This is a genomic window from Sphingopyxis sp. DBS4, from assembly GCF_024628865.1.
GTDB lineage: Bacteria > Pseudomonadota > Alphaproteobacteria > Sphingomonadales > Sphingomonadaceae > Sphingopyxis.
The window spans coordinates 2,949,283-2,972,334 of the sequence record NZ_CP102384.1; the positions used below are offsets into that span (position 1 = coordinate 2,949,283).

Here is a 23,052-nt window from a genome sequence, read left to right on the forward strand (position 1 = left end):
CTGTTATGACAGAAATTATCGAACATACGGCAAAGCTGTCCCCGGCTGCTACCGAGTTCATTCTCCACTGGGGCAATCTTGGCAGCCAATGGGGCGTCAACCGGTCGGTGGCGCAGATCCACGCGCTGCTCTTCGTCAGCGACCGCGCGCTGCACGCCGAGGAGATCGCCGAGCTGCTCGGGCTCGCGCGCTCGAACGTCTCCAATTCGATCAAGGAACTGCTTGGCTGGCGGCTGATCGAGCGCGTGCCGTTGCTCGGCGACCGGCGCGACCATTTCACCGCCGAAAAGGACATATGGGAAATGGTCACCCGCATCGCGGCGGGTCGCAAGGCGCGCGAGGTCGACCCGGCCGAGGCCGCACTGAAAGCCTGCGTCGCCCGCGCCGCGACCGACCCCGACCTCAGTGCCGACGCGAAAGCCCGGCTTGGCGAAATGCTCGATTTCGTGACGGTGATGAGCCGCTGGCACGATGAGATGCTGCAGGTGCCCAAACCCGCGCTGATGCGGCTGATCAAGCTCGGTGCCGGGGTGACGAAGCTGATCAACTGGCGGCCCGGCAAGGGCAAAGCGGCAAAATAGGAGACGGATCGTGGGAGAATTGCGGCAGCAAAAGAGCCTGGAAGGCGGCCTTTCCTTCGCTCGGCACGAACGCGATCCTGACGATGGCGCGCCCCTCTATGATTATCGCTTTCGCCGCCTGCTTCCCGCCGACGACTGGGCGGCGCTACCCGAAACGGTACGGCGGCGCTTTTCCAAGCGGCTGACCGGCCTTCGCCTCGCCATCTATCGCGGCGAGATCATCGCCTCCGAACGCACGCCCGCGGGATGGGTCTTCGCGCAATTGTGCCGCGTCATCGGCGCTCCGCTGCCGCTGTCGGGCGATGTCGGCGTCGCGGCGGTGGTCACCGTCGGCGAGGATCATCGCGGGGGTCAATGCTGGACGCGCCATTATGCCCGGCGCCACGGCTTCCCCCAGGTGATCCACAGCGCCAAGCGCTTCGCCGGCGAAACGGGACTGGAAGAGCATGTCGGCGGAGGCGTTGGCATGACCCTGAACATCGCGGCGCGACCCGATGGCCTGACCTTTCACTCAGCCGACTATTTCTGGCAGTTCGGGGGGCACCGATGGCGCCTGCCTGCCTGGCTGTGCCCCGGCGCGCTGACCATCGACCACATCGATATCGGGAGCGGCGAATTCCTCTTCACGCTGACGCTGCACCACCGCTGGTTCGGCGAGATCATGCACCAGGTCGGGCGGTTTCGCGACCCGGCCCCCGGCGAAGGAGACCTATCATGACGGGCTGGTTGTGGACCGCAGTGATGGTGCAAATGGCAATGGGCGCCTTTGACACCCTCTATCACCATGAAGGGACCGAGCGTCTGGCCTGGCGCGCATCGCAGCGGACCGAGCTGATCCTCCACGGTGTTCGCAACCTGCTCTACGCGGTGCTGTTCATCACCCTCGGCTGGTTCGAGCCGCGGGGGAACTGGGCAGCCGCACTTATCGGCTTGTTCCTTGTCGAGCTGGTCATCACCCTGTGGGACTTCGTCGAGGAGGATCGCTCGCGCCTGCTCCCGGCAACCGAACGCGTCACGCACACTTTGCTGACGCTCAACTATGGCGTCATCCTCGCGATGCTGGTGCCCCAACTCCTCGGATGGGCCGGCGAGGCGAGTGCGCTGCCGCGCGCCGACCATGGCTGGCTGAGCTGGGCCTGCCTTGCCGCCGCGGCCGGTGTCATCCTGTTCGGAATGCGCGACCTCGCCGCCGCAGCGCGCGCACGCCGCCTGATCGAGACCGATCCGGCCAGCCTGGCGTCGGCGCTGCTCGACCGGCACAGCATTCTGGTAACCGGCGGCACCGGCTTTATCGGTCGCCGTCTGGTCGCGGCGCTCGCGGCGGGCGGACACGAGGTGATGGTGTTGACGCGCGACCCGGCCAAGGCCGCGCTGCCCCCGGCGGTGCGCCCCGTCGCCAGCCTCGACGTCATCGACGCGCGCTGCCGGATCGACGCGATCGTCAACCTGGCAGGCGAGCCGATATCCGATTCGCCCTGGACCCTGCGCAAGCGGCGGCGCATCCTCCGATCTCGTCTCGCCGTCACCCGGGCGGTCATGCGGCTTACCGCGCGGCTCGATCACAAGCCCGAGGTCATCGTGTCGGGATCGGCGATCGGCATCTATGGCCTGCGCGATGCGTCGCCGCTCACGGAAGCCGATGGCGGCACCCCTTGTTTTTCACAGCGGCTTTGTGCCGCATGGGAAGCGGCCGCGCAGCGCGGGTTACCATCCGGCATCCGTCTCGTCACGCTGCGTACCGGGCTGGTACTGGCGGCCGAAGGCGGGATGCTCGCGCGGATGCTGACCCCCTTCGAATTCGGACTCGGCGGTCGTTTCGGCCATGGGCGGCAGGGGATGAGCTGGATACACCGCGATGACATGGTGCGTCTGATCATCCACGCGATCGCCACGCCCAGCCTGGCCGGCCCGGTCAACGCGACCGCCCCGGCACCCGTCAGCAACGCCGCCTTCACCGCGGCGCTCGCGCGCGCGCTGAGACGGCCGGCGATCGTGCCGGTCCCGGCAGCGCCGCTTCGGCTGGCGCTTGGCGACTTTGCCGAGGAATTGCTGCTGAGCGGGCAATATGTGCTGCCGCACGCCGCGCTCGAAAGCGGGTTCGTCTTTGCCTACCCCACGATCGACGCCGCGTTCGACCGGATCGTCGGCAACAGCCCGCCGGTCGAACATGACGGGCGAAAGACGGCGGTTGCGGGTGAAGCGGCGGCTGCCTTGCCTATCGCCGCCTAGGGTCAGGCCCCGGGACGAGATCGCACTTGCCCCGTCCTTTTCCATCCTTACAGTGCGGCGCACGAATATTACTCTGACGATGAGGATCGCCTTGCCATGCCCCGTACCCCTTTTCGCGCGCCGCTGGCGCTGGCCCTGCTGATGACCGCCCCCGGAGCCGCCCACGCAGCCGATACCTCATCCGCCGCCGCACCCGCACCCGCGTTCGCCTATCCCGCGACCGCGCGCGGCGACACGGTCGATCCGCAGTTCGGCGTCGATGTGGCCGACCCCTATCGCTGGCTGGAAGACGATGTCCGCGTCAACCCCAAGGTCGCCGCGTGGGTCGCGGCCGAAAACAAGGTCACCGATGCCTATCTGGCAACGCTGCCGGGGCGCGAGAGCTTCAAGGAGAGGATGACCGAGCTCTATAATTACGAGCGCTTCGGCCTGCCGCGCAAGGCGGGATCGCGCTATTTCTACAGCCGCAACGACGGGTTGCAGCCGCAATCGGTGCTGTTCGTCCGCGACGGGCTGAAGGGCGAGGGCCGGGTGCTGATCGATCCCAACGGCTGGGCGAAGGACGGCGCCACCGCGCTCGCCGAATGGGAGCCGTCGGAGGACGGCACGCACCTGCTCTATTCGGTGCAGGACGGCGGCACCGACTGGCGCATCGTCCGCGTCAAGGACGTCGCGACCGGCGAGGATACCGGCGACGAGATCCGCTGGGTGAAATTCTCGGGGCTCGCCTGGGCGAAGGACGGCAGCGGCTTTTACTATTCGCGCTTCCCCGAACCGAAGGAAGGCGAGGCTTTTCAGTCGCTCAACGAAAATCACGCGGTCTATTTCCACCGCCTCGGCACCGCGCAGAGCGCCGACACGCTGATCCACGCGACCCCCGACAAGCCGAAGCTCAACAACAGCGCGCAAGTGACCGACGACGGCAAATATCTGCTCGTCACCGGGTCCGAGGGCACCGACGAACGCTATGCGCTGACCCTGTATCCGATCGGCAAGAAGGGTGCGGGCAAGCCGATCGCGCTCGTCGACGATTATGCGAACAATTGGGAATATGTCGCCAACGAAGGCACGCGCTTCACCTTCCTGACCAACAAGGACGCACCGCGTCAGCGGCTCGTGTCGCTCGATATCCGCAAACCCGGCGAACTCACCGAACTGGTTGCGCAGAATGAGGCGACGTTGGTCGGCGCCTCGCGCGTCGGCGATCGCATCATCCTGTCCTATCTCGGCGATGCGAAGTCGGAGGCCGAGATGGTCGGGCTCGACGGCCAGCCGATCTCGGCCATCCACCTCGCCGATATCGGGTCGGCGGCGGGCTTTGGCGGCAATCCGAAGGACCCCGAAACCTTCTATGCCTTTTCGAGCTTCGCGACCCCGACGACGATCTATCGCCTCGATACCGTCACCGGGAAAAGCGAGGTGTTCGCCGCACCCAAGCTGACTTTCGACCCCAAGCAATTCTCGGTCGAGCAGCGCTTCTACAAGTCGAAAGACGGCACCGAGGTGCCGATGTTCGTCGTCATGAAAAAGGGCCTCGATCGCTCGAAAGGCTCGCCGACCCTGCTCTATGGTTATGGCGGCTTCAATGTGTCGATGACCCCCGGTTTCTCCCCCACCAAGCTCGCGTGGATGGACGCGGGCGGAGTCTATGTCGTCGCGAATCTGCGCGGCGGCGGCGAATATGGCAAGGCGTGGCACGACGCCGGCCGCCTCGACAAGAAGCAGAATGTCTTCGACGATTTCATCGCCGCGGGCGAATATCTGATCGGCGAAGGGATCACCGGCAAAGGCCAGCTCGCGATCGAGGGCGGGTCGAACGGCGGCCTGCTGATCGGTGCGGTCACCAACCAGCGCCCCGACCTGTTCGCCGCGGCGCTGCCCGCCGTCGGCGTGATGGACATGCTGCGCTTCGACCGCTTCACCGCGGGGCGCTACTGGGTCGACGATTATGGCTATCCGTCGAAGGAAGCCGATTTCCGCAACCTCCTGGCCTATTCGCCCTATCACAATATCAGGGGCGGCACGGCCTATCCGGCGATCCTCGTCACCACCGCCGACACCGACGACCGCGTCGTGCCGGGTCACAGCTTCAAATATACCGCCGCGTTGCAGCACGCGGACATCGGTCCCAAACCGCACCTGATCCGCATCGAGACGCGCGCCGGCCACGGATCGGGCAAGCCGACCGACAAGATCATTGCCGAAGCGGCCGACAAATACGCCTTTGCCGCGAAATGGACCGGATTGGCGGTCGAATAGGGCCGCTGGAGAGTCTTCGATCGGAAAAGCCTGTGTCCCCGCGAAGGCGGGGACCCATCTCCTGCCGGTTCCATCTTGCACCGGCAGGAGATGGGCTCCCGCCTTCGCGGGAGCACACGGCTATTTTCCACTCGCGGGAATGACGCCGCCGTCAAGCTCGCTTATTTGGGAGGCAGGCGGTCGCGGATCTCGCCCAGCCGGTCGTTGATGCTGAAGATCACCATGTAAATCTCGATGACGATGCGCCAGACCAGCGCACCGAACGCGAGCGCGATGATCGACAGAATCAGCGTGCCGAGACCGGTGGCCGCCGAATAGGACATCATCGAGATGGCGCCGATAATCGACATGAGGCAGGCCAGCGCGATACCGATCAGCCCCAGCCAATAGACGATCTTCAGCACCGTCGGTGCGACCATCTTGTCGAACTTGAAAAGATCACCGATTTCAAAACCGTTCATTATCTTCTCCCCTACTCCGACACCAGCATCGCGGCCCCTGCCCCGATGCCCCAACCCAAGCTTGCACGTTTTCCGCCGAATAGGAAGCCCGAGGCGACATCGCCGAATGTCGTTGCAAAACGTCCCTCGCACCCCGACATAGGCAGCGCCATGTCCTATGCCCTGTCGTTCACCGCCACCGATCCTGCCGCACTCTGGGCCGAGGCCGCCGACGCCGCCGCCGCTCTCGTCGCCGGCGAGCCCGACGGCATCGCGAACATGGCGAATGTCGCGGCGCTGATCTGGCAGGCGATCCCCGATCTCAACTGGGCGGGCTTCTATCGCTTCGACGGCACCGAACTCGTCCTCGGCCCCTTTCAGGGCAAGGCCGCATGCATCCGCATCGCGCTCGACAAGGGCGTTTGCGGCGCCGCGGCGCGGCTTCGCGAAACCCAGCGCGTCGAGGATGTCTTCGCCTTTCCCGGCCATATCGCCTGCGACGCCGACAGCCGCAGCGAACTCGTCGTGCCGATCGTCGTCGAGGGCCGGCTGATCGGCGTGCTCGACCTCGACAGTCCGCACCCATCGCGTTTCACCGCCGAGGATCAGGCGGGGGCCGAGGCGCTCGTCGCACGGATTGCGCCCGCGCTCGCTCCCTGACCCAAATTGGGACGCCAAACTCAGGGTTAACGGATTCGCGAAAATCGGCTCGATTTGCTAACAGGCTGTTAACCAATCGCTTGTCGCCGCCGTTGCGGATCGACGGCCAGGGTAGCAGGGAGTTTGGCATGCGGACGATTTTGCTTCTGGGCATCGCGGCGGGAACGCTGCTGCTTGCAGGCCACGCGAACAGCGCCGAACCCGCCGCCAACGATACCAGGCTCGACTACGGCAGCCCGACGGCGCCCGACGCGCGCGTTTATACCGGCTATCCCGATCGCGTCCCGAGCGAGGTCGACTATCGCCAGGTGAGCGGCACCTATGATGCCGAGGGTCGCTGGACCGGCACGTGGAACGGTACCTATGAAGCGCCCGATGGCCGCCGCTACGACGGCAGCTATGAAGGGACGGTCGAGGGCCGCCCGGGCGCGGGCTATCCGCCGCCGCCCGAATATGATCCCTATTATGACGGCCCCTATGCGGGCGGTTACGATCCGCAGGATGCGGAGATGGCAAGGCGCTGCGGCCGGGGCGGCACGGTGACCGGGGCGGTCGTCGGCGGTGTCGTGGGGGGCGTCGTCGGCAACCGCGTCGCCGGGCGCGGCGACCGCACTGCGGGAACGCTGATCGGCGGCGGGCTCGGCGCGCTGGCCGGTGCCGCGGTCGGGAGCGAAGCCGACAAGAAGAAATGCGACGAATGGTGGGCGGGCCGCGGCCGTCACCATCACGGCGGCTATCCGGGCGGCTATTACCCCGGCGGCCCTTATCAGGGCGGTTATGCCCAGAGCTATGGCTATGGCAGCTATGGTTATTACACTCCGGGCGTCGTCGTCACGACGATCATCCCCGGCGCGCCGGTCGTGACCGAGCGGGTCGAGACCAGCACCCGCACCTATTATGAGACCGTGCCGGTGCGCAAACGCACGGTCGCCAAGCGCAAGTGGAAGCCGCGGCCCAAGCCGCGCTGCGCCTGCTGATTGCCCGGACAGGTCTGGTCGACTCATCTGGTCCCGGAAGGCCCGTCGTCCCTCGGGATGGCGGGCCTTTCGCTTCGTCTTGCGCCGAAACCGGTTCAGCGCCGCGAAAGCATGAGGCGCCTAGAGCGACCTGATTGCGGGCCGGATCGTCCTGACCCCGCACGTGGGAGTGTCCCTCGATGCGTAAGTTCACCAGCTTCGCCACCGCGACGGCGATCGTCCTGACTTCGGTGGCCGCGGTTCCCGCCGAAGCACGCGGCCGCTATGGTCACGGTGGCTGGGGCTATCGCGACCGCGATCATGTCAGCACCGGCGAAGTGATCGGCGGCCTGCTGGTCCTCGGCACCATCGCTGCCGTGATCGGCGCCGCGAGCAAGGACAAGACCCAGCCCCGCGACCGCGACTATCCCTATGAGCCGCCCTATCGCGAGCCGCGCCAGGATGCGCCGAACTACGAACCGCAGGGCAATGACGACGGCGGCGCCTATGGCAGCGGCACCACCGAGGTTCGCCCCTATGGCGACGGCGAGGCCGAAGCGCGCGCTTCCGACGCATGCAGTTGGGCGGTCGAGGGCGAGATGGGCAACGACGCGCGCGTCGACAGCATCACGGGCACCGAGCCGAACAATGGCGGCTGGTATGTGACCGGCACCGCCTCGCGGCTCGGCGGCGAGGTGAAGAACTTTGGATGCAGCTACAAGAACGGGCGGGTCGTCGACGTCAGTTTCGGCTGACGAACGGCCTGTATCGCAAAAAGGGCCCTTCGCGTCGGCGGGGGGTCCTTTTCCTTTATGAACCCCGGCAAAACCAAGGCTGAACCGCAGATAAGCGAAAGGTTCAGGGCCGTGTCACCGCCGACTCGCTACAAGGGCTCCAACAGGCTGCACGGGTGCCGCCTGCGCTCATTGGAGACCGAACCATGGCTATGAAAACTTCCTTCACCAAGGCCGCGATTGGTGCGGCCACCGCCGGCGCGATGCTGGTCAGCGCCGCGCCCGCCGCGGCGCGCGACCGCTATGATCGCGACGGGATCGGCGCGGGCGAGATCATCGCGGGCGCCGTCGTGCTCGGCGGTCTCGCCGCAATCCTGTCGGCGTCCGATAATGACCGTTACGATCGCTATGACGATCGCTATCGCGGCCGCTACGACGATCCGCGCTACGGCTATGGCTATGACTATAACCGCTATGGCAACAGCCGCAGCGCGGTCAGTCAGTGCGTGCGCGCGGTCGAGCGCGGCACCAGCCGCTACGGCCGCACCGACGTCACCCAGGTGACGAGCATCGACCGCAAGCGCGACGGCTACAAGGTCAAGGGCCGCGTCGTCGTCCGCGACGGCTATGGCGGCCGCTGGGGCCGCGGCGGTTCTTACGACAAGGGCAAGTTCAGCTGCGACATCCGCTATGGCCGCGTCGTCGATATCGATTATTCTGGCCTGCGGTAGGGAGACGAAAGCCCCCTCCTCGTGAAAAGGAGGGGGCTTTTCTTTGCGCGCGCAACGCCGCATGAAGCGGCATGCTTCGATACGCACTCGCAGCCGCGCTGCTTCTCGCCACCCCGGCCGTCGTCGCCGCCAGCGACGAAACCCCGGCCGCCGACCCGGCGCGGCTAAAGGCGCTGGTCGAAAAGCTCGTCTCCTTCGGCACCCGCCATACGCTATCTTCCACGACCGATCCCAGGCGCGGCATCGGCGCGGCGCGCAATTGGGGCGCCGCCGAATTCACGCGGCTGTCGAAGGCGTGCGGCGGCTGCCTCACTGTCGAGCGGATCAGCGACCGCTTCGAGGGGCCGCGCGCGCCCGACGGCGTCATCGTCGAGGATGTGCTGGCGATTCAAAAGGGCAGCGACCCCGACCGCGTCATCATGATCGCCGGCCATATCGACAGCCGGGTGACCGACGTCATGAACATCACCGCCGATGCGCCCGGCGCCAACGACGACGGGTCGGGCACTGCGCTGGTGCTGGAGGCCGCGCGCCTGCTGTCCCAGCACAAGCATCGTGCGACGATCGTCTATGCGCTGCTGTCGGGCGAGGAGCAGGGCCTGTGGGGCGGCAAGCTGCTCGCGCGCCATGCCAGGGAAAAGGGGTGGCAGGTTGCCGCGATGCTCAACAACGACATCGTCGGCAACACCCGCGGCACCGACGGCACGGTCGTCGACGACCGCGTCCGCGTGTTCAGCGAAGGCATCCGCGCGTCGGAGGATCTGGCGGCGCAACTCGCGCGGCGCGGCATCGGCGGCGAGGACGACGGCCCGTCGCGCGCGCTCGCCAAGGCGGCGGTGCGCGCCGCCGAGCACCATCCCGCGATCGGACTCGAGGTGCTCGCGGTGCGGCGCCCCGACCGTTTCCGCCGCGGCGGTGATCATATGCCGTCGCTCGAACTCGGCTATCCGGCTATCCGCTTCACCGTCGGGATCGAGAATTACGACCGGCAGCATCAGGATCTGCGGACCGAGAACGGCCGCACCCACGGCGATACGGTCGACGCGATGGACTTTCCCTACCTTGCCCGCGTCACCGCGCTCAACGCCGCGCTCGTCACCGAGCTGGCCGACGCCCCGCCCGCGCCGGCGCAGGTCGGGATCGACGGTGCGCTCAGCGCGAACACGATGGTGCGCTGGACGCCGGTCGACGGCGCCGCCGCCTATCGCGTCTACTGGCGCCGCGCCGATCGCCGCGACTGGTCCGATTCCCGGCTCGTTCCGGCGACGTCGGGAACCGAGCTCAATCTGCCCGGAGTCGTCGTCGACGATAATTTCTTTGGGGTTTCCGCGCTTTCGGAGGACGGCAGCGAAAGCATCGTGACCTTCGGCGGGCTTCCGCTCGTCCCATAATGATCAAACACGCTATACGAAAATTTACCTTCCTGCGCTAGGACGCGGCAGGGACCAAAAGAACCGGCTCGCGTGGGGGTAGCCGGAGATGATGGGTCGCACCATGCCGAGTCCCGAGGCCACCGCCTCACCCACTCCGACCGAAAAGCGCCAGCCGCGCCAATCGCGGCTGGTAAAGGCGACGCTCAGCTGCAAGCGGCTCGGCGCCTTCGACGTCACGATCCGCAACGTCTCCGAAACCGGGCTCGGCGGCCAGGGTCCGCATGTCCTGCAGATCGGCGAGCGCATGACGGTGCTGCTGTCGGGCCATGAAGCGATGGCGGGCACGGTCCGCTGGGTTGCCGGCAAGCGCTTCGGCATCGAAACCGACCGGCCGATCGAAACCGCCAGCCTGCGCGCGGCGCACGGCGACGAACTGCGCACCTCCGACAGCACCGCCGATTTCCAGATCGTCCCCGCGCCCAAGCTCGATACCTGGCGGCCAGGACTGACGCAGGTGAGCCGGCTGCCCGGACATTATGGGCGGAAGCGATAGGACGTCGACGACCGCCGTGGAGTGGCGAGCGGACGTTGGCTAACTCTCCCCGTCATCCCGCCAAACGAAAAACCGGCGCGGATCGCTCCGCGCCGGCTCTCGGGTATAACTCGCGTCGGAGCTATGACTGGTGCGTCAGGCGACCCGGCGCACTTCGTTGCCGTCGTCGTCGATGTCGCGCAGCACATAGCCGCGGCCCCAGACCGTCTCGATATAATTTTCGCCGCCGCAGGCGAGCGCGAGCTTCTTGCGCAGCTTGCAGATGAAGACGTCGATGATCTTGAGTTCGGGCTCGTCCATGCCGCCATAAAGGTGATTCAGGAACATTTCCTTGGTCAGCGTCGTGCCCTTGCGGAGCGAAAGCAGCTCCAGCATCTGATATTCCTTGCCGGTCAGATGGACGCGGACGCTGTCGACCTCGACTGTCTTGGTATCGAGGTTGACCGCCAGCTTGCCGGTCTTGATGACGCTCTGGCTGTGGCCCTTCGAGCGGCGGACGACCGCGTGGATGCGGGCGACCAGCTCGTCGCGGTGAAAGGGCTTGGTGACATAATCGTCGGCGCCGAAGCCGAACGAGCGCACCTTCGAATCCATTTCCGAAATGCCCGACAGGATCAGCACCGGCGTCTGCACCTTGGCGGTGCGGAGCTTCTTGAGCACGTCATAACCGTGCATGTCGGGCAGGTTCAGGTCGAGCAGAATGATGTCGTAATCATAGAGCTTGCCCAGATCGAGGCCTTCCTCGCCCAGATCGGTCGTATAGACGTTGAAGCCTTCGGTGGTGAGCATCGTGTCGATCGCCTTGGCGGTCGTCGGCTCGTCCTCGATCAGCAGTACGCGCATTGGGCACCCCTTGATTCTGTTCCCACGATGATCCCGCGACCCGTCCGCGCAACCCTCGCTGGATGTCGCCGACGCGCCCCTGTTGCAGGACTGCCGGAACATTAACCATGAAACCAATGAAGGGAAAAGGTTAATTTTGATTTAACCCGCGGAAATCCACGAGTCGCGATGGGTGCCATACCGCCGCTCCGGCTCCTTCATCCCTCGCGCTGCGCCAGAAATCGCTCGTGCGCGCCGGTGCAGGACGGCTTCAGCGTCTCGACGAGATAGTCCGAAAGCGCGCGCACGCGCGCCGGCCGCAAGCGCGACGGCGGCGACAGCAGATGGAGATGCGCCTGCGGCAGCGACCAGTCGGTGAGGATCGGCACCACGGCCCCCGACGCCAGTTCCTCGGCCGCGATGAAGTCGGGCAGCACCGCGATCCCGCCGCCCGCGACGACCAGCGGCACCGCGATGTCGCCGTTGTTCGCGAACAACGGCCCGGTCGGCAGCACCGTCGCCTCCTCGCCCTTGCGGTGAAAATGGAGCGGCGTCGCGCGCTGGCGGTGGCCGTAACCGATCAGCCGGTGCCCAGCGAGGTCGAGCGGGTGCTTCGGCACCCCATGTTTTTCGAGATAGGCGGGGCTCGCGATCACCGAGGCCGCGACCGGTGCGATCGTGCGCGCGAGCAGGCTTGAGTCCGCAAGCGGCGAAATCCGCAAGGTCAGGTCGATCCCCTCGGCGACCGGATCGTTGCGCGCGTCGCTGAGCAACACCTCGATCTCGACCGCCGGATGCCGGTCGAGGAAAGCGGCGAGCGGCGGGCCGAGCACTTTGATACCGAAACTCATCGGCGCCGCGAGGCGGATCGGCCCCGCGAGGTCGAGCCGGTCGCCGCGCGCCGCTTCGGTCGCCGCCGTCGCCGCCGCGACCATCGCGCGCGCCTCGTCGATCAGTCCCGTTCCCGCGGTCGACAGCGTCACGACGCGCGAACTGCGGTGGAGCAAGGTGATGCCCAGTGACGCCTCGAGCCGCGTCACCGCTTTCGACACGCTTGCTTTCGACAGGCCGAGCGCGGCTGCGGCGGCGGTGAAGCTGCCGCCGTCGGCGACCGCGACGAAACAGGCCCAGCCTTCATAATCGGGAAGCGCCATATATTTCCCCTATCCAACATCGTCATTATGGAAACAATGGTTTTCCATCTACGCTATTTTAGAAACGATCCAAGCGCCTATCTTGTCCTCAACAGATGAGCGCCGCCGGGCACGCAGCTCCGGGACGCCAAGAGAAAGGACAAGCCCGATGATCGACATTCGCAAATTCGACACGCTGGGGCACGCCGACCATGGCTGGCTCGACGCCCGTCATCATTTTTCGTTCGCCAACTATTATGACGAGAGCCGTATGGGCTGGGGCGCGCTGCGCGTCTGGAACGACGACGCCATCGCGGCGCAGGCGGGTTTTCCTCCGCATCCGCACCGCGACATGGAAATCATCACCTATGTTCGCAGCGGCGCGATCACCCATCGCGACTCCATGGGCAACACCGGCCGCACCGCGGCGGGCGACGTCCAGGTGATGAGCGCCGGCACCGGCGTGACGCACAGCGAGTTCAACCTCGAGGATGAGGAAACGACGCTGTTCCAGATCTGGATCATGCCCGACCGGAACGGCGGCAATCCCGGCTGGGGCGCGCGCCAGTTTCCGAAGGCCGACCGTTCGGGACAGTTCGTGACGCTGGCGAGCGGAATCGAGGGCGATGAAGCGCTGCCGATCCGTGCCAATGCCCGCGTGGCGGCGGCAACGGTCAATGCCGGCGAGCGCGTGTCCTACGACCTCGAAGACGGGCGTCACGCCTATCTGGTCGCCGCCAAGGGCCGCATCTGCGTCAATGGTACTGACGCCGATCCCCGCGACGGCATCGCGCTTCGCGATGTCGGAAAGATCGAGGTCGAGGCGCTCGACGACGCCGAACTGGTGCTGGTCGACAGCCTCTGAGCCTCTCCCCCGGGCCGCCGCCGTCCCCCTCCCTCCCCGGCGGCGGCCCACCCCTTCTTCCTCCGCATCCAAGGAACCCGACATGAGCCACATTCTTCGCATCGACGCCAGCGCCCGCAACGCCGGGTCGACCACTCGCGCGCTTGCCGATCAGCTCGAACGCCGTCTGGTCGAACAAAGCTATGGCGCCACCGTCACCCGCCGCGACCTCAATGTCGCGCCGCCCGCCTTCCTGAACGAGACTTGGGTCGGCGCCAATTTCACCGACGAGGCCGAGCGCAGCGACGAACAAAAGGCGCTGCTCGCCGCCTCGGAAGAGCTGATCGCCGAGATCGAGGCCGCCGACACGATCGTCATCACCGCGCCGATCTATAATTTCTCCATTCCCGCCGCGCTCAAGGCCTGGATCGATCAGGTGACGCGGGCGCGCCGCACCTTCCGCTATACCGATGCCGGTCCCGAAGGGCTGCTCACCGGCAAGCGCGCCTATATCGTCTTCGCTTCGGGCGGCGTTCCGCTCGGCAGCCAGGTCGATTTCGCGAGCGGCTATCTGAAGCATATCCTCGGCTTCATCGGCATCACCGACGTGACGATCGTCGCCGCCGACGGCCACCAGCGCGACGGCGAGGCGATCGCCCGCGCCGCCCAGGCGATCGACGGATTGCAGCAGGCGGCCTGATCGCTCTCCCCCGGGCCGCCGCCCTTCCCCCTCCCCCGGCGGCGGCCCACCCCCTTCTTCTCCATTCATCAACGAAAGGACGACATGATGGCAAAGGTTCTGGTGCTCTATTATTCGAGCTATGGTCATATCGAGCAGATGGCCGACGCGGTCGCCGAGGGCGCGCGCGCCGCGGGCGCCGAAGTCGACATCCGCCGCGTCGCCGAAACCGCACCGGCGGCCGTGGTGCAGGCGGCGGGTTTCAAGACCGACACCGCGCACCCGTTGCTGAGCGACCCCAACGAGCTTGCGAATTACGACGCGATCGTCGTCGGCACCCCGACGCGCTTCGGTCGCATGGCGAGCCAGATGGCGAGCTTCTGGGACACCGCCGGCGGCGTCTGGGCGCAGGGCAAGCTGAACGGCAAGGTTGGCGCCGCCTTCACCTCGACCGGATCGCAGCATGGCGGGCAGGAAACGACGCTCTTCTCGATCCTCACCAACCTCCTCCACTTCGGGCTGACGATCGTGGGGCTCGACTATGGCTATGCCGACCAGATGGGCGTCGACGAAGTGAAGGGCGGCGCGCCCTATGGCGCAACGACGATCGCGGGCGGCGACGGATCGCGCCAGCCGAGCGAGGCCGACCTCGGCGGCGCGCGCTATCTGGGCGAACGCGTCGCGCGGACCGCGGCGAAGCTGATCGCCTGATCCGATGCGCCGTCTCCCGAGCCTTTTCGTTTCGCACGGCTCGCCGATGATGGCGCTCGAGCCCAGCCCGGCGCGGACCTTCCTCGCCGGGCTGGGTGCCGACCTGCCGCGGCCGCGCGCGATCCTCGTCGTGTCGGCGCATCACGACGCGGCATTCGCAGGCGTCCGCGCAAGCGTCACCGCCTCGCCCGCGCCGCCGACCATCCACGATTTCAGGGGCTTTCCCGACGAGCTGTTCGCGATGCGCTATCCCGCGCCGGGCGATCCGGCGCTGGCCGAACGCGTCATCGCGCTCGTCGCCAGCCAAGGCCTGACCGTCACCGCCGATCCCAAGCGCGGGCTCGACCATGGCGCCTGGGTGCCGCTGTCGCTGATCTATCCCGCCGCCGACATTCCGGTCGTCCAGCTTTCGATCGCCTCGAACGCCTCGCCCGAATGGCATTATGCGCTCGGACAGGCGCTCGCGCCCTTGCGCGACGAGGGCGTGCTGATCGTCGGTTCGGGGAGCATCACGCATAACCTCCGCGCCTATTTCACCACCCGCCCGCCGATCGACGCCCCGGCACCCGCATGGGTGAGCGACTTCGCCGACTGGATCGCGGATCGCCTGGCCGCGGATGCGATCGACGACGTTCTGCACGCTGTCGAACGCGCACCGCACGGCCATGACAATCACCCGACGCCCGACCATATCCTGCCGCTGTTCGTCGCGATGGGCGCGGGCATGGACGCGGACGGCCTCGCGGCGGAGCGGCTCCACGACAGCGTGACCTATGCCGTGCTCGCTATGGACGCTTACGCCTTCGGCAGCAGCAAGCTCGCATCGCCATAGCTGTAGAAGCGATAGCCGCTCGCGATCGCGTGGGCATAGGCGGCCTGCATCGTCTCCAGCCCCATCAGCGCGCTGACCAGCATGAAAAGGGTGGAGCGCGGCAGGTGGAAATTGGTCATCAACCCGTCGATCGCCTTGAAGCGATAGCCGGGGGTGATGAAGATCGACGTATCGCCCTCGAACGTGGCGATGCGGCCGTCGTCCTGCGCCGCGCTTTCCAGCAGGCGGAGGCTGGTCGTCCCAACCGCGATTACCCGCCCGCCCTTCGCGCGCACCGCGTTCAGTCGGTCGGCGGTCGCAGCGTCGATGCGGCCCCATTCGGCGTGCATGACATGATCGTCGGTATCGTCGGCCTTCACCGGCAGGAAGGTGCCGGCGCCGACGTGCAGGGTCAGCGTCTCGGTCGCGATCCCCGCCGCATCCAGTGCGGCCAGAAGTTCGGGGGTGAAATGCAGCGCCGCCGTGGGGGCCGCAACGGCGCCGTCCTTCTCGGCGAACATCGTCTGATAATCGCTGCGGTCGGCGTCGTCGGTCGCGCGCTTGCCCGCGATATAGGGCGGCAGCGGCATCGTGCCCGCGCGTTCGAGCAGCAGTTCGACCGGCTCGTCGCCGGCGAAAGCGAGGACGAAGCTGCCGTCGGCGAGGCGCTGCTCGGCGACCGCCGCGACCCCCGAACCGAAATCGACCGTCTCGCCGGGGCGCAGCCGCTTCGCGTTGCGGATGAAGGCCTGCCACCGCCGCAGGTCGATGCGCTTGTGGAGCGTCGCGCCGATCCTGGCGTCGCCGCGTCTCCCTTCGAGTTGCGCGGGGATGACGCGAGTATCGTTGAACACGAGGCAGTCGCCCGCGCGCAGAAGGGAAGGCAGGTCGCGAACGCCCCTGTCGCTTATCGAGTCCCCTTGGACGACGAGCATCCGTGCCGCGTCGCGCGGGCGCGCGGGGCGGAGCGCGATGCACTCGGGCGGCAGATCGAAATCAAAGGCGTCGACGCGCATGGCTGTTCGCGCGTCCCTTGGCGTTTACTGCTTGATCGGGGCGTTGAGCTCGTCGACCGAGACCGCGGGCGGCGCCACCGGCTGATCCTCGACCAGCGCCGAGGCGGGCGGCATCGGCTTGTTGTCGGCGGCGACCGACATCTGGACGATGCGCGACATCACCGCGGGCGGCTCGCCCTTATGCACCGCGTCGACATATTGCATTCCCGACACGACGCGACCGAAGGCGGTGTAGCGATGGTCGAGGCTGAAGCGCGGCTGGAGCATGATGAAGAACTGGCTGTTCGCGCTGTCGGGATTTTCGGCGCGCGCCATCGACAGCGTTCCGCGCAGGTGCGGCGTATCGTTGAACTCGGCCTTGAGGTCGGGAAGCTGCGAGCCGCCCTGCCCGGTCGCGGTCGGGTCGCCCGTCTGCGCCATGAAGCCGTCGATCACGCGGTGGAACTTGATCCCGTTGTAGAAACCGGCGCGCGTCAGTTGCTTCAACCGCTCGACATGGTTCGGCGCGACATTGGGATAGAGCTGGACGACGACGCGCCCGCCCGTCGAAAGGTCGAGGTCGAGCATATATTCGGGATTGCCGATATATTGGTCGGGGGTCATCGCCGGGACTGCGGGCGCGGCCTCGGCCGCAGGCGCCGCTTCGTCCGCCGCGGGCGCAGGCGCCGGAGTCTCGACCGGCGGCGCGGGCTCGGCCGGCGCGGGCGCGGGCGGCGGGGCTTCGCTGCCCTGCGGCGCGGGGGCCGGAGGCACCTCCTGTGCGGCGGCCGACGCCGCGAGGCCCATCGCCATCGCCGTCAGGATCAGGGGGCGGAAGGAAAGTTTCATGCTGGATCGGCCTCTTGTCGAATCTGAATATGCGCCCCGCAGGCCGCGACCTAGCGGGAAAAAGCTGAACGCTCAATGATTGGGATGACGCGCCGGATCAGGCTTCGCCCTGACGAAGGCCGCGTTCGTCGATTCGCGACACCACCGCATCGCGCACCGCGGGGGTCACGAACTTGCGGATGTCGCCGCCGAAGATCGCGATTTCCTTGACGAGGCGTGAGGCGATCGGCTGCAAGCCGACGTCGGCCATCAGGAACACCGTCTCGATCCGGTCGTTCAATTGCTGGTTCATCCCCGCCATCTGATATTCATATTCGAAATCGGCGACCGCGCGTAGCCCGCGGACGATGACGGTGGCGCCCTCGCGCTCGGCGAAATCCATCAGCAGCGAGTTGAAACCGACGACGCGGATGTCGCCGTCGATGCTTTCCACTTCACGCCGCACCATGGCGATGCGCTCGTCGTCATCGAACAAAGGCGATTTGGTGATGTTGGTCGTTACCCCGATCACCAGCCGGTCGACGAGCTTCGCCCCGCGCCGGATGATGTCCATATGGCCGAGCGTGATCGGATCGAACGTCCCCGGATAAACCCCCACCCGCATCAATGATCCCTTTCCACCACATAGCGCGCGATCGCGCGCAGCAGCGCCGCCTCTTCGCCGAAACCGGCGAGATGCGCAATCGCCTGATCGACGAGCAGCCGCGCCTGTTCGCGCGCGCGGTCGAGCCCCATCAGCGTGACGAAGGTCGCCTTGCCCGCCGCGTCATCCTTGTGCAGCGCCTTGCCCGCCAGCGCCTCGTCGCCCTCGACGTCCAATATGTCGTCGGCAATCTGGAAGGCGAGCCCGATGTCGCGGGCATAGCCGCGCAGGGGGCGGCGGCCCTCGGCGGGAACGCGCGCAAGGATCGCCCCCGCCTCGACCGAAAAGCCGATCAGCGCGCCGGTCTTGAGCTGCTGGAGCCGGGTGACGGTCGGCAGGTCGAAATCGGCGGTCTCGGCGACCAGGTCCATCATCTGCCCGCCCGCCATCCCCGACGGTCCCGCAGCGCGCGCGAGTTCGCAGCAGAGCTCGGCGCGCACGAACGGATCGCCGTGCGTCGCGGGGTCGCACAGCCATTCAAAGGCGAGCGCGTGGAGCGAGTCGCCCGCGAGCACCGCGGTCGCCTCGTCATAGGCGCGGTGAACCGTCGGCTTGCCGCGGCGCATGTCGTCATCGTCCATGCACGGCAGATCGTCGTGGATCAGCGAATAGACGTGCATCGCCTCGACCGCCGCGCCGACGCGCAGGCTGGACGCGCGATCGACGTGGAACAGATCACCCGCCGCGCGGACGAGCAAAGGGCGGAGCCGCTTGCCGCCCGCGATCGCGGCGTGGCGCATCGCCTCGTAAAGGCGCGCGCGCGGATCGGCGGGGATGGCGAGCAGCCGGTCGAACAGCGCGTCGATCCCGGCAGCGACCTCCTCCTGCGCGGCGGGCAGCAGATGCGCCGCCTGGGTCGTATCGCCGTCGGCGAGAGCCACCCGGCTCAGCTTTCGCCGAAGGGCGTGGTTCCCGCCGGCTGGCCGTCGGCGCCCAGGCTGACCTGTTCGATCCGCGCCTGCGCCGCGGCGAGCCGCGCCTCGCAATGCTGGCGCAGCGCATGGCCGCGTTCGTAGAGCGCGACCGATTCCTCGAGGCTGACGTCGCCGCTTTCGAGCCGGCGGACGATGGTTTCGAGCTCGCCCATCGCGGCCTCGAACGACATTGGAGCGATCGGGGCGGTAATCTGCGGTGCGGGGGTGTCCGTCATGCGTCTGCTTTGGCCCCTTCGGCCCCCCGCGGTCAAGTGCGGTGACGCTTGACGCCGCCGTCCGCTACGATAGCATCGCCTGCATGTTCATCGGCCATTTCGCCCCTGCCCTGATCGCGGCCACGCGGCCGAGGGCGGCCGGGCTCGGCACCCTGTTCGTCGCCGCGCAGCTCGTCGATATCGGTTTCGCCGCGCTGCTGATCCCGGGGGTCGAGGCGATGCGGATCGTCCCCGGCATCACCGCGATGAACCCGATGGACCTTCACCACATGCCCTATACGCACAGCCTGCTCGGTGCCGCACTCTGGGCCGCGGCGTTCGGCCTGCTCGTCTGGTTCGGCACCAGGCGGCGCGAGGCCGCGATCGGCGCGGCGATCGTCGTTCTCTCGCACTGGTTTCTCGACCTGATCGTCCATATCCCCGACCTCACCCTGTTCGGCGCGCCGCCGAAGCTCGGGTTCGGCCTCTGGAACCATCCGCTGGCCGAAATGCCGCTGGAAATCCTGCTGACCTTCGGCGCGCTGCTTTATTATGCGCGGCGCACTGCGGCGCCCTCGGGTTCTATCCGGCTCTGGGTGCTCGCCGGACTGCTCGCGCTGGTGCAGGCGATCGACTGGTTCGGATCGAAGGAGCCCGTCTATTCGATCTCGATCCCGGCCACGATGCTCGCCGCCTATGCCGTGCTGGCGGGCATGGCATGGTGGGCGGGCGCGAACCGGCGGCCTATCATCGCCCCATCCCGGGCATAAAAGCCATCAAGGGTCTGTTCCTATCGCGCGCGCGCGGCTAAAGGCGCGCCATGACTCAGACAGCAGCCGCGCCCGCCTCCGTCATCACCCCCGAGATCGTCGCCGACCACGGCCTCTCGCCCGAGGAATATGAGCGCGTTCTCGCCGCGCTCGGGCGCGAGCCGAACCTCGTCGAGCTCGGCATCTTCTCGGTCATGTGGTCCGAGCATTGCAGCTATAAAAGCTCGCGCCTCCATCTGAAGAAACTGCCGACCGAGGCCCCCTGGGTGATCTGCGGCCCCGGCGAGAATGCCGGCGTCATCGACATCGGCGAAGGTGCGGACGGCAAGAAGCTCGCTGCCATCTTCAAGATGGAGAGCCACAATCACCCGTCGTACATCGAACCCTATCAGGGCGCGGCGACCGGGGTCGGCGGCATCCTTCGCGACGTGTTCACGATGGGCGCGCGTCCGGTCGCGAACCTCAACGCGCTGCGCTTCGGGCGTCCCGACCATCCGAAGATGAAGCACCTCATCTCAGGCGTCGTCCACGGCATCGGCGGCTACGGCAATTGCGTCGGCGTGCCGACGGTCGGCGGCGAGGTCAATTTCCACAAGGCCTATGACGGCAATATCCTCGTCAACGCGATGACCGTCGGCGTCGCCGAGCAGGACAGGATTTTCTATTCGGCCGCGAGCGGCGTCGGCAATCCGATCGTCTATGTCGGATCGAAAACCGGCCGCGACGGCATCCACGGCGCGACGATGGCGTCAGCCGACTTCGGCGAGGATGCCGAGGAAAAGCGCCCGACGGTGCAGGTCGGCGATCCCTTCACCGAAAAATTGCTGATCGAGGCGTGCCTCGAACTGATGGCGTCGGACGCGATCGTCGCGATCCAGGACATGGGCGCCGCGGGCCTGACCTCCTCGTCGGTCGAGATGGCATCGAAGGGCGGCGTCGGGCTGCACCTGAAGATGGACGATGTACCGCAGCGCGAGACCGGCATGACGGCGTACGAGATGATGCTGTCCGAATCGCAGGAACGCATGCTGATGGTCCTGAAGCCCGGCCGCGAGGATTTCGCCGCCGCGATCTTCCACAAATGGGAACTCGACTTCGCGGTCATCGGCACCGTCACCGACACCGGCCGCATGGTGCTGGAGCATAAGGGCGAGATCGTCTGCGACATCCCGCTCGCCCCGCTCGCCGATGATGCACCGCTCTACGACCGCCCACACGTCCCGACACCGAAGGCCGCGCCGCTGGCGAACGTGCCCGAAACCAAGGACGTCGCCGCCGACCTCAAGACGCTGATGGGCACCCCCGACATCGCCAGCCGCCGCTGGATCTGGGAGCAGTATGACAGCCAGGTCGGCGCCGACACGGTGCAGACCGGCGGCGACGCGGCGCTCGTCCGCATCCACGGCACCAACCGCGCGCTCGCGATGAGCACCGATTGCACCCCGCGCTATTGCTACGCCGACCCGGTTGAGGGCGGCAAGCAGGCGGTCGCCGAAACATGGCGCAACATCACCGCGGTCGGCGCGACCCCGCTCGCGATCACCAACTGCCTCAATTTCGCCAACCCGCAGCGGCCCGAGATCATGGGCCAGATCACCGGCTGCCTCGACGGCATGGGTCAGGCGTGCCGCGCGCTCGACTATCCGATCGTGTCGGGCAACGTCAGCCTCTACAATGAGTCCAAGGCGACGGGCGGTGGCAGCGCGATCCTGCCCACCCCCGCGATCGGCGGCGTCGGCGTGATTGACGACCTGTCGAAAGCGGTCGGCATCGGCTTCAAGCGCACCGGCGACATCGTGCTCGCGGTCGGCGAGCGCATGGGCCATCTCGGCCAGTCGGTGTGGCTGCGCGAGATCCTCGGCCGCGAGGAAGGCCCGCCGCCGCCCGTCGACCTGAAGGCCGAGAAGCGCACCGGCGACTTCATCCGCCACGCGATCAATGCGGGCTGGATCACCGCCTGTCACGACGTATCCGACGGCGGCGTCGCGGTGACGCTGGCCGAAATGGCGCTGAAGTCGGACATCGGCGTGCTGGTCAGCGAGGAACAGCCGTTCGGCATCGCCGAGAGCTTCTTCGGCGAGGATCAGGGGCTGTATCTGGTGACCGTGTGCGACACCTGCCTGGCCGATTTCCTCGACGCCGCGAACCGCGCCGACGTGCCGGTCGACCCGCTCGGCCGCACGATCAAGGACCGTATTGTCTTCGAGCTGCCCGACAGCGACCATCAGGTGACGCTGGCCGAGCTGCGCGCGGCGCATGAGGGGTTTTTCCCGGCGCTCATGGGGGCGGACGCGGCTTTGGCGTAAATTGTCATTGCGAGCGTAGCGAAGCAATCCAGAGCGGTGTACGTCTCTCTGGATTGCTTCGCTACGCTCGCAATGACGAAGCGTTATTCGGCACGGAGGTGACAAGCCCATGAGCATCCATGTCGGAGTCGGCGGTTGGAACTACGAGCCGTGGCGCGGAACCTTCTACCCGCCGAAGCATCCACAGAAGCGCGAGCTCGAATATGCCGGCCAGCATCTGACAGGCATCGAGATCAACGGCACTTATTATGGCAGCCAGAAGCCCGAGAGTTTCGCGAGTTGGGCGGCGGCAGTGCCTGACGGGTTCAAATTCAGCGTCAAGGCGTCGCGCTTCACGACGAACCGGCGGGTGCTCGCTGACGGCGCCCCCTCGATAGAGAAATTCCTCACGCAGGGGCTGACGCGGCTCGGCGACCGGCTCGGGCCGATCCACTGGCAGTTCATGGCGACGAAAAAATTCGAGCGCGACGATTTCGCGGGTTTCCTCGACCTGCTCCCCGACACGCAGGACGGCCTGCCGCTCCGCCACGCGATCGAGGTGCGGCACGAAAGTTTCCGCGATCAGGCCTTCATCGACCTGCTGCGCGACCGGAACATGGCGCTGGTCTATGCCGACAGCGACGAATTTCCGTGCATCGACGAGCAGACGGCGAACTTCAGCTATGCGCGGCTGCAGCGGTCGCACGAGGATGTCGACACCGGCTATGACAGCACCGCGCTCGACCATTGGGCGAGCCGTGCCCGCGACTGGGCGAAGGGAGACCGCGACGTCTATATCTTCTTCATCGCGGGAGCGAAGGTGCGTAATCCGGCTGCCGCGCAGGCGCTGATCGCGCGACTATGA

The 23,052-nt window shown here is 66.8% G+C and carries 25 protein-coding genes; 17 read left to right on the top strand and 8 right to left on the bottom strand.

The window, feature by feature from the left end; all coding sequences use genetic code 11:
• The first annotated feature begins 5 nt into the window (after positions 1-5).
• From NP825_RS14050 to NP825_RS14065, 4 genes are all read left to right on the top strand, one after another.
• Positions 6-581, top strand: a complete 576-nt coding sequence (locus tag NP825_RS14050; RefSeq protein WP_257544579.1) for a GbsR/MarR family transcriptional regulator — start codon at positions 6-8, stop codon at positions 579-581.
• A gap of 10 nt (positions 582-591) precedes the next feature.
• The gene (locus NP825_RS14055; protein ID WP_257544581.1) at positions 592-1,299 is read left to right on the top strand and encodes a DUF4166 domain-containing protein; all 708 of its coding nucleotides are present in this window, start codon (positions 592-594) and stop codon (positions 1,297-1,299) included.
• On the top strand, positions 1,296-2,810 hold the full coding sequence (locus tag NP825_RS14060; protein ID WP_257544583.1) for a TIGR01777 family oxidoreductase: 1,515 nt from the start codon (positions 1,296-1,298) through the stop codon (positions 2,808-2,810). Before NP825_RS14055 ends, NP825_RS14060 begins: the two co-directional genes overlap by 4 nt.
• 96 nt (positions 2,811-2,906) lie before the next feature.
• Positions 2,907-5,069 (top strand): prolyl oligopeptidase family protein, encoded by a 2,163-nt coding sequence (locus NP825_RS14065; protein ID WP_257544585.1) that lies wholly within the window; start codon positions 2,907-2,909, stop codon positions 5,067-5,069.
• Between the two features lie 161 nt (positions 5,070-5,230).
• On the opposite strand, the gene NP825_RS14070 is transcribed toward NP825_RS14065, so the two are convergent.
• Complete coding sequence (locus NP825_RS14070; RefSeq protein ID WP_257544587.1) at positions 5,231-5,530, bottom strand: DUF4282 domain-containing protein; 300 nt, start codon at positions 5,528-5,530, stop codon at positions 5,231-5,233.
• Positions 5,531-5,680: 150 nt separating this feature from the next.
• On the opposite strand from NP825_RS14070, the gene NP825_RS14075 reads away from it, so the two are divergent.
• The 6 genes from NP825_RS14075 (at position 5,681) to NP825_RS14100 (ending at position 10,516) form a co-directional block, all read left to right on the top strand.
• A complete protein-coding gene (locus tag NP825_RS14075; protein ID WP_257544589.1) occupies positions 5,681-6,169 on the top strand; it encodes a GAF domain-containing protein in 489 nt (162 codons plus the stop codon).
• Positions 6,170-6,297: 128 nt separating this feature from the next.
• Positions 6,298-7,146 carry a glycine zipper 2TM domain-containing protein gene (locus NP825_RS14080; RefSeq protein WP_257544591.1) on the top strand — a complete coding sequence of 283 codons (849 nt, stop codon included), beginning with the start codon at positions 6,298-6,300 and terminating at the stop codon, positions 7,144-7,146.
• A gap of 179 nt (positions 7,147-7,325) precedes the next feature.
• Positions 7,326-7,880 carry a hypothetical protein gene (locus NP825_RS14085; RefSeq protein WP_257544594.1) on the top strand — a complete coding sequence of 185 codons (555 nt, stop codon included), beginning with the start codon at positions 7,326-7,328 and terminating at the stop codon, positions 7,878-7,880.
• A 185-nt stretch (positions 7,881-8,065) separates the two neighbouring features.
• Positions 8,066-8,590 (top strand): hypothetical protein, encoded by a 525-nt coding sequence (locus NP825_RS14090; RefSeq protein WP_257544596.1) that lies wholly within the window; start codon positions 8,066-8,068, stop codon positions 8,588-8,590.
• Positions 8,591-8,661: 71 nt separating this feature from the next.
• Complete coding sequence (locus tag NP825_RS14095; protein ID WP_257544598.1) at positions 8,662-9,981, top strand: M28 family peptidase; 1,320 nt, start codon at positions 8,662-8,664, stop codon at positions 9,979-9,981.
• A gap of 103 nt (positions 9,982-10,084) precedes the next feature.
• Complete coding sequence (locus NP825_RS14100) at positions 10,085-10,516, top strand: PilZ domain-containing protein (protein WP_257544600.1); 432 nt, start codon at positions 10,085-10,087, stop codon at positions 10,514-10,516.
• A gap of 135 nt (positions 10,517-10,651) precedes the next feature.
• Here NP825_RS14100 and ctrA read toward each other — a convergent pair whose 3' ends face one another.
• On the bottom strand, positions 10,652-11,359 hold the full coding sequence (gene ctrA / locus NP825_RS14105; RefSeq protein ID WP_257544603.1) for a response regulator transcription factor CtrA: 708 nt from the start codon (positions 11,357-11,359) through the stop codon (positions 10,652-10,654).
• Positions 11,360-11,556: 197 nt separating this feature from the next.
• The gene (locus NP825_RS14110; RefSeq protein ID WP_257544605.1) at positions 11,557-12,492 is read right to left on the bottom strand and encodes a LysR family transcriptional regulator; all 936 of its coding nucleotides are present in this window, start codon (positions 12,490-12,492) and stop codon (positions 11,557-11,559) included.
• 148 nt (positions 12,493-12,640) lie between these two features.
• On the opposite strand from NP825_RS14110, the gene NP825_RS14115 reads away from it, so the two are divergent.
• The 4 genes from NP825_RS14115 (at position 12,641) to NP825_RS14130 (ending at position 15,537) form a co-directional block, all read left to right on the top strand.
• Positions 12,641-13,336, top strand: a complete 696-nt coding sequence (locus NP825_RS14115; RefSeq protein ID WP_257544607.1) for a pirin family protein — start codon at positions 12,641-12,643, stop codon at positions 13,334-13,336.
• A gap of 82 nt (positions 13,337-13,418) precedes the next feature.
• Entirely contained in the window at positions 13,419-14,015 is a 597-nt protein-coding gene (locus NP825_RS14120) for an FMN-dependent NADH-azoreductase (protein WP_257544609.1), read from the top strand.
• An 87-nt stretch (positions 14,016-14,102) separates the two neighbouring features.
• The gene (gene wrbA, locus NP825_RS14125; RefSeq protein ID WP_257544612.1) at positions 14,103-14,705 is read left to right on the top strand and encodes an NAD(P)H:quinone oxidoreductase; all 603 of its coding nucleotides are present in this window, start codon (positions 14,103-14,105) and stop codon (positions 14,703-14,705) included.
• Between the two features lie 4 nt (positions 14,706-14,709).
• Positions 14,710-15,537: a class III extradiol ring-cleavage dioxygenase gene (locus tag NP825_RS14130; RefSeq protein ID WP_257544614.1), complete on the top strand. Its 828-nt coding sequence runs from the start codon at positions 14,710-14,712 to the stop codon at positions 15,535-15,537.
• On the opposite strand, the gene queA is transcribed toward NP825_RS14130, so the two are convergent.
• From queA to NP825_RS14155, 5 genes are all read right to left on the bottom strand, one after another.
• The gene (queA, locus tag NP825_RS14135; protein ID WP_257544616.1) at positions 15,501-16,532 is read right to left on the bottom strand and encodes a tRNA preQ1(34) S-adenosylmethionine ribosyltransferase-isomerase QueA; all 1,032 of its coding nucleotides are present in this window, start codon (positions 16,530-16,532) and stop codon (positions 15,501-15,503) included. The two genes, NP825_RS14130 and queA, sit on opposite strands and share 37 nt — an antisense overlap.
• Positions 16,533-16,556: 24 nt before the next feature.
• Complete coding sequence (locus NP825_RS14140; protein ID WP_257544618.1) at positions 16,557-17,360, bottom strand: peptidylprolyl isomerase; 804 nt, start codon at positions 17,358-17,360, stop codon at positions 16,557-16,559.
• 97 nt (positions 17,361-17,457) lie between these two features.
• Positions 17,458-17,964 carry a pantetheine-phosphate adenylyltransferase gene (gene coaD / locus NP825_RS14145; protein ID WP_257544621.1) on the bottom strand — a complete coding sequence of 169 codons (507 nt, stop codon included), beginning with the start codon at positions 17,962-17,964 and terminating at the stop codon, positions 17,458-17,460.
• A complete protein-coding gene (locus tag NP825_RS14150) occupies positions 17,964-18,884 on the bottom strand; it encodes a polyprenyl synthetase family protein (RefSeq protein WP_374046495.1) in 921 nt (306 codons plus the stop codon). The genes coaD and NP825_RS14150 overlap by 1 nt, the downstream gene beginning before the upstream one ends.
• Before the next feature lie 5 nt (positions 18,885-18,889).
• Positions 18,890-19,153 (bottom strand): exodeoxyribonuclease VII small subunit, encoded by a 264-nt coding sequence (locus tag NP825_RS14155; protein WP_257544623.1) that lies wholly within the window; start codon positions 19,151-19,153, stop codon positions 18,890-18,892.
• A gap of 83 nt (positions 19,154-19,236) precedes the next feature.
• On the opposite strand from NP825_RS14155, the gene NP825_RS14160 reads away from it, so the two are divergent.
• The 3 genes from NP825_RS14160 to NP825_RS14170 all read left to right on the top strand — a co-directional run bounded on the left by NP825_RS14160 (position 19,237) and on the right by NP825_RS14170 (position 23,052).
• Positions 19,237-19,902 (top strand): hypothetical protein, encoded by a 666-nt coding sequence (locus NP825_RS14160; RefSeq protein ID WP_257544625.1) that lies wholly within the window; start codon positions 19,237-19,239, stop codon positions 19,900-19,902.
• A 50-nt stretch (positions 19,903-19,952) separates the two neighbouring features.
• The gene (purL, locus tag NP825_RS14165) at positions 19,953-22,208 is read left to right on the top strand and encodes a phosphoribosylformylglycinamidine synthase subunit PurL (RefSeq protein ID WP_257544627.1); all 2,256 of its coding nucleotides are present in this window, start codon (positions 19,953-19,955) and stop codon (positions 22,206-22,208) included.
• A gap of 109 nt (positions 22,209-22,317) precedes the next feature.
• Entirely contained in the window at positions 22,318-23,052 is a 735-nt protein-coding gene (locus NP825_RS14170; RefSeq protein ID WP_257544629.1) for a DUF72 domain-containing protein, read from the top strand.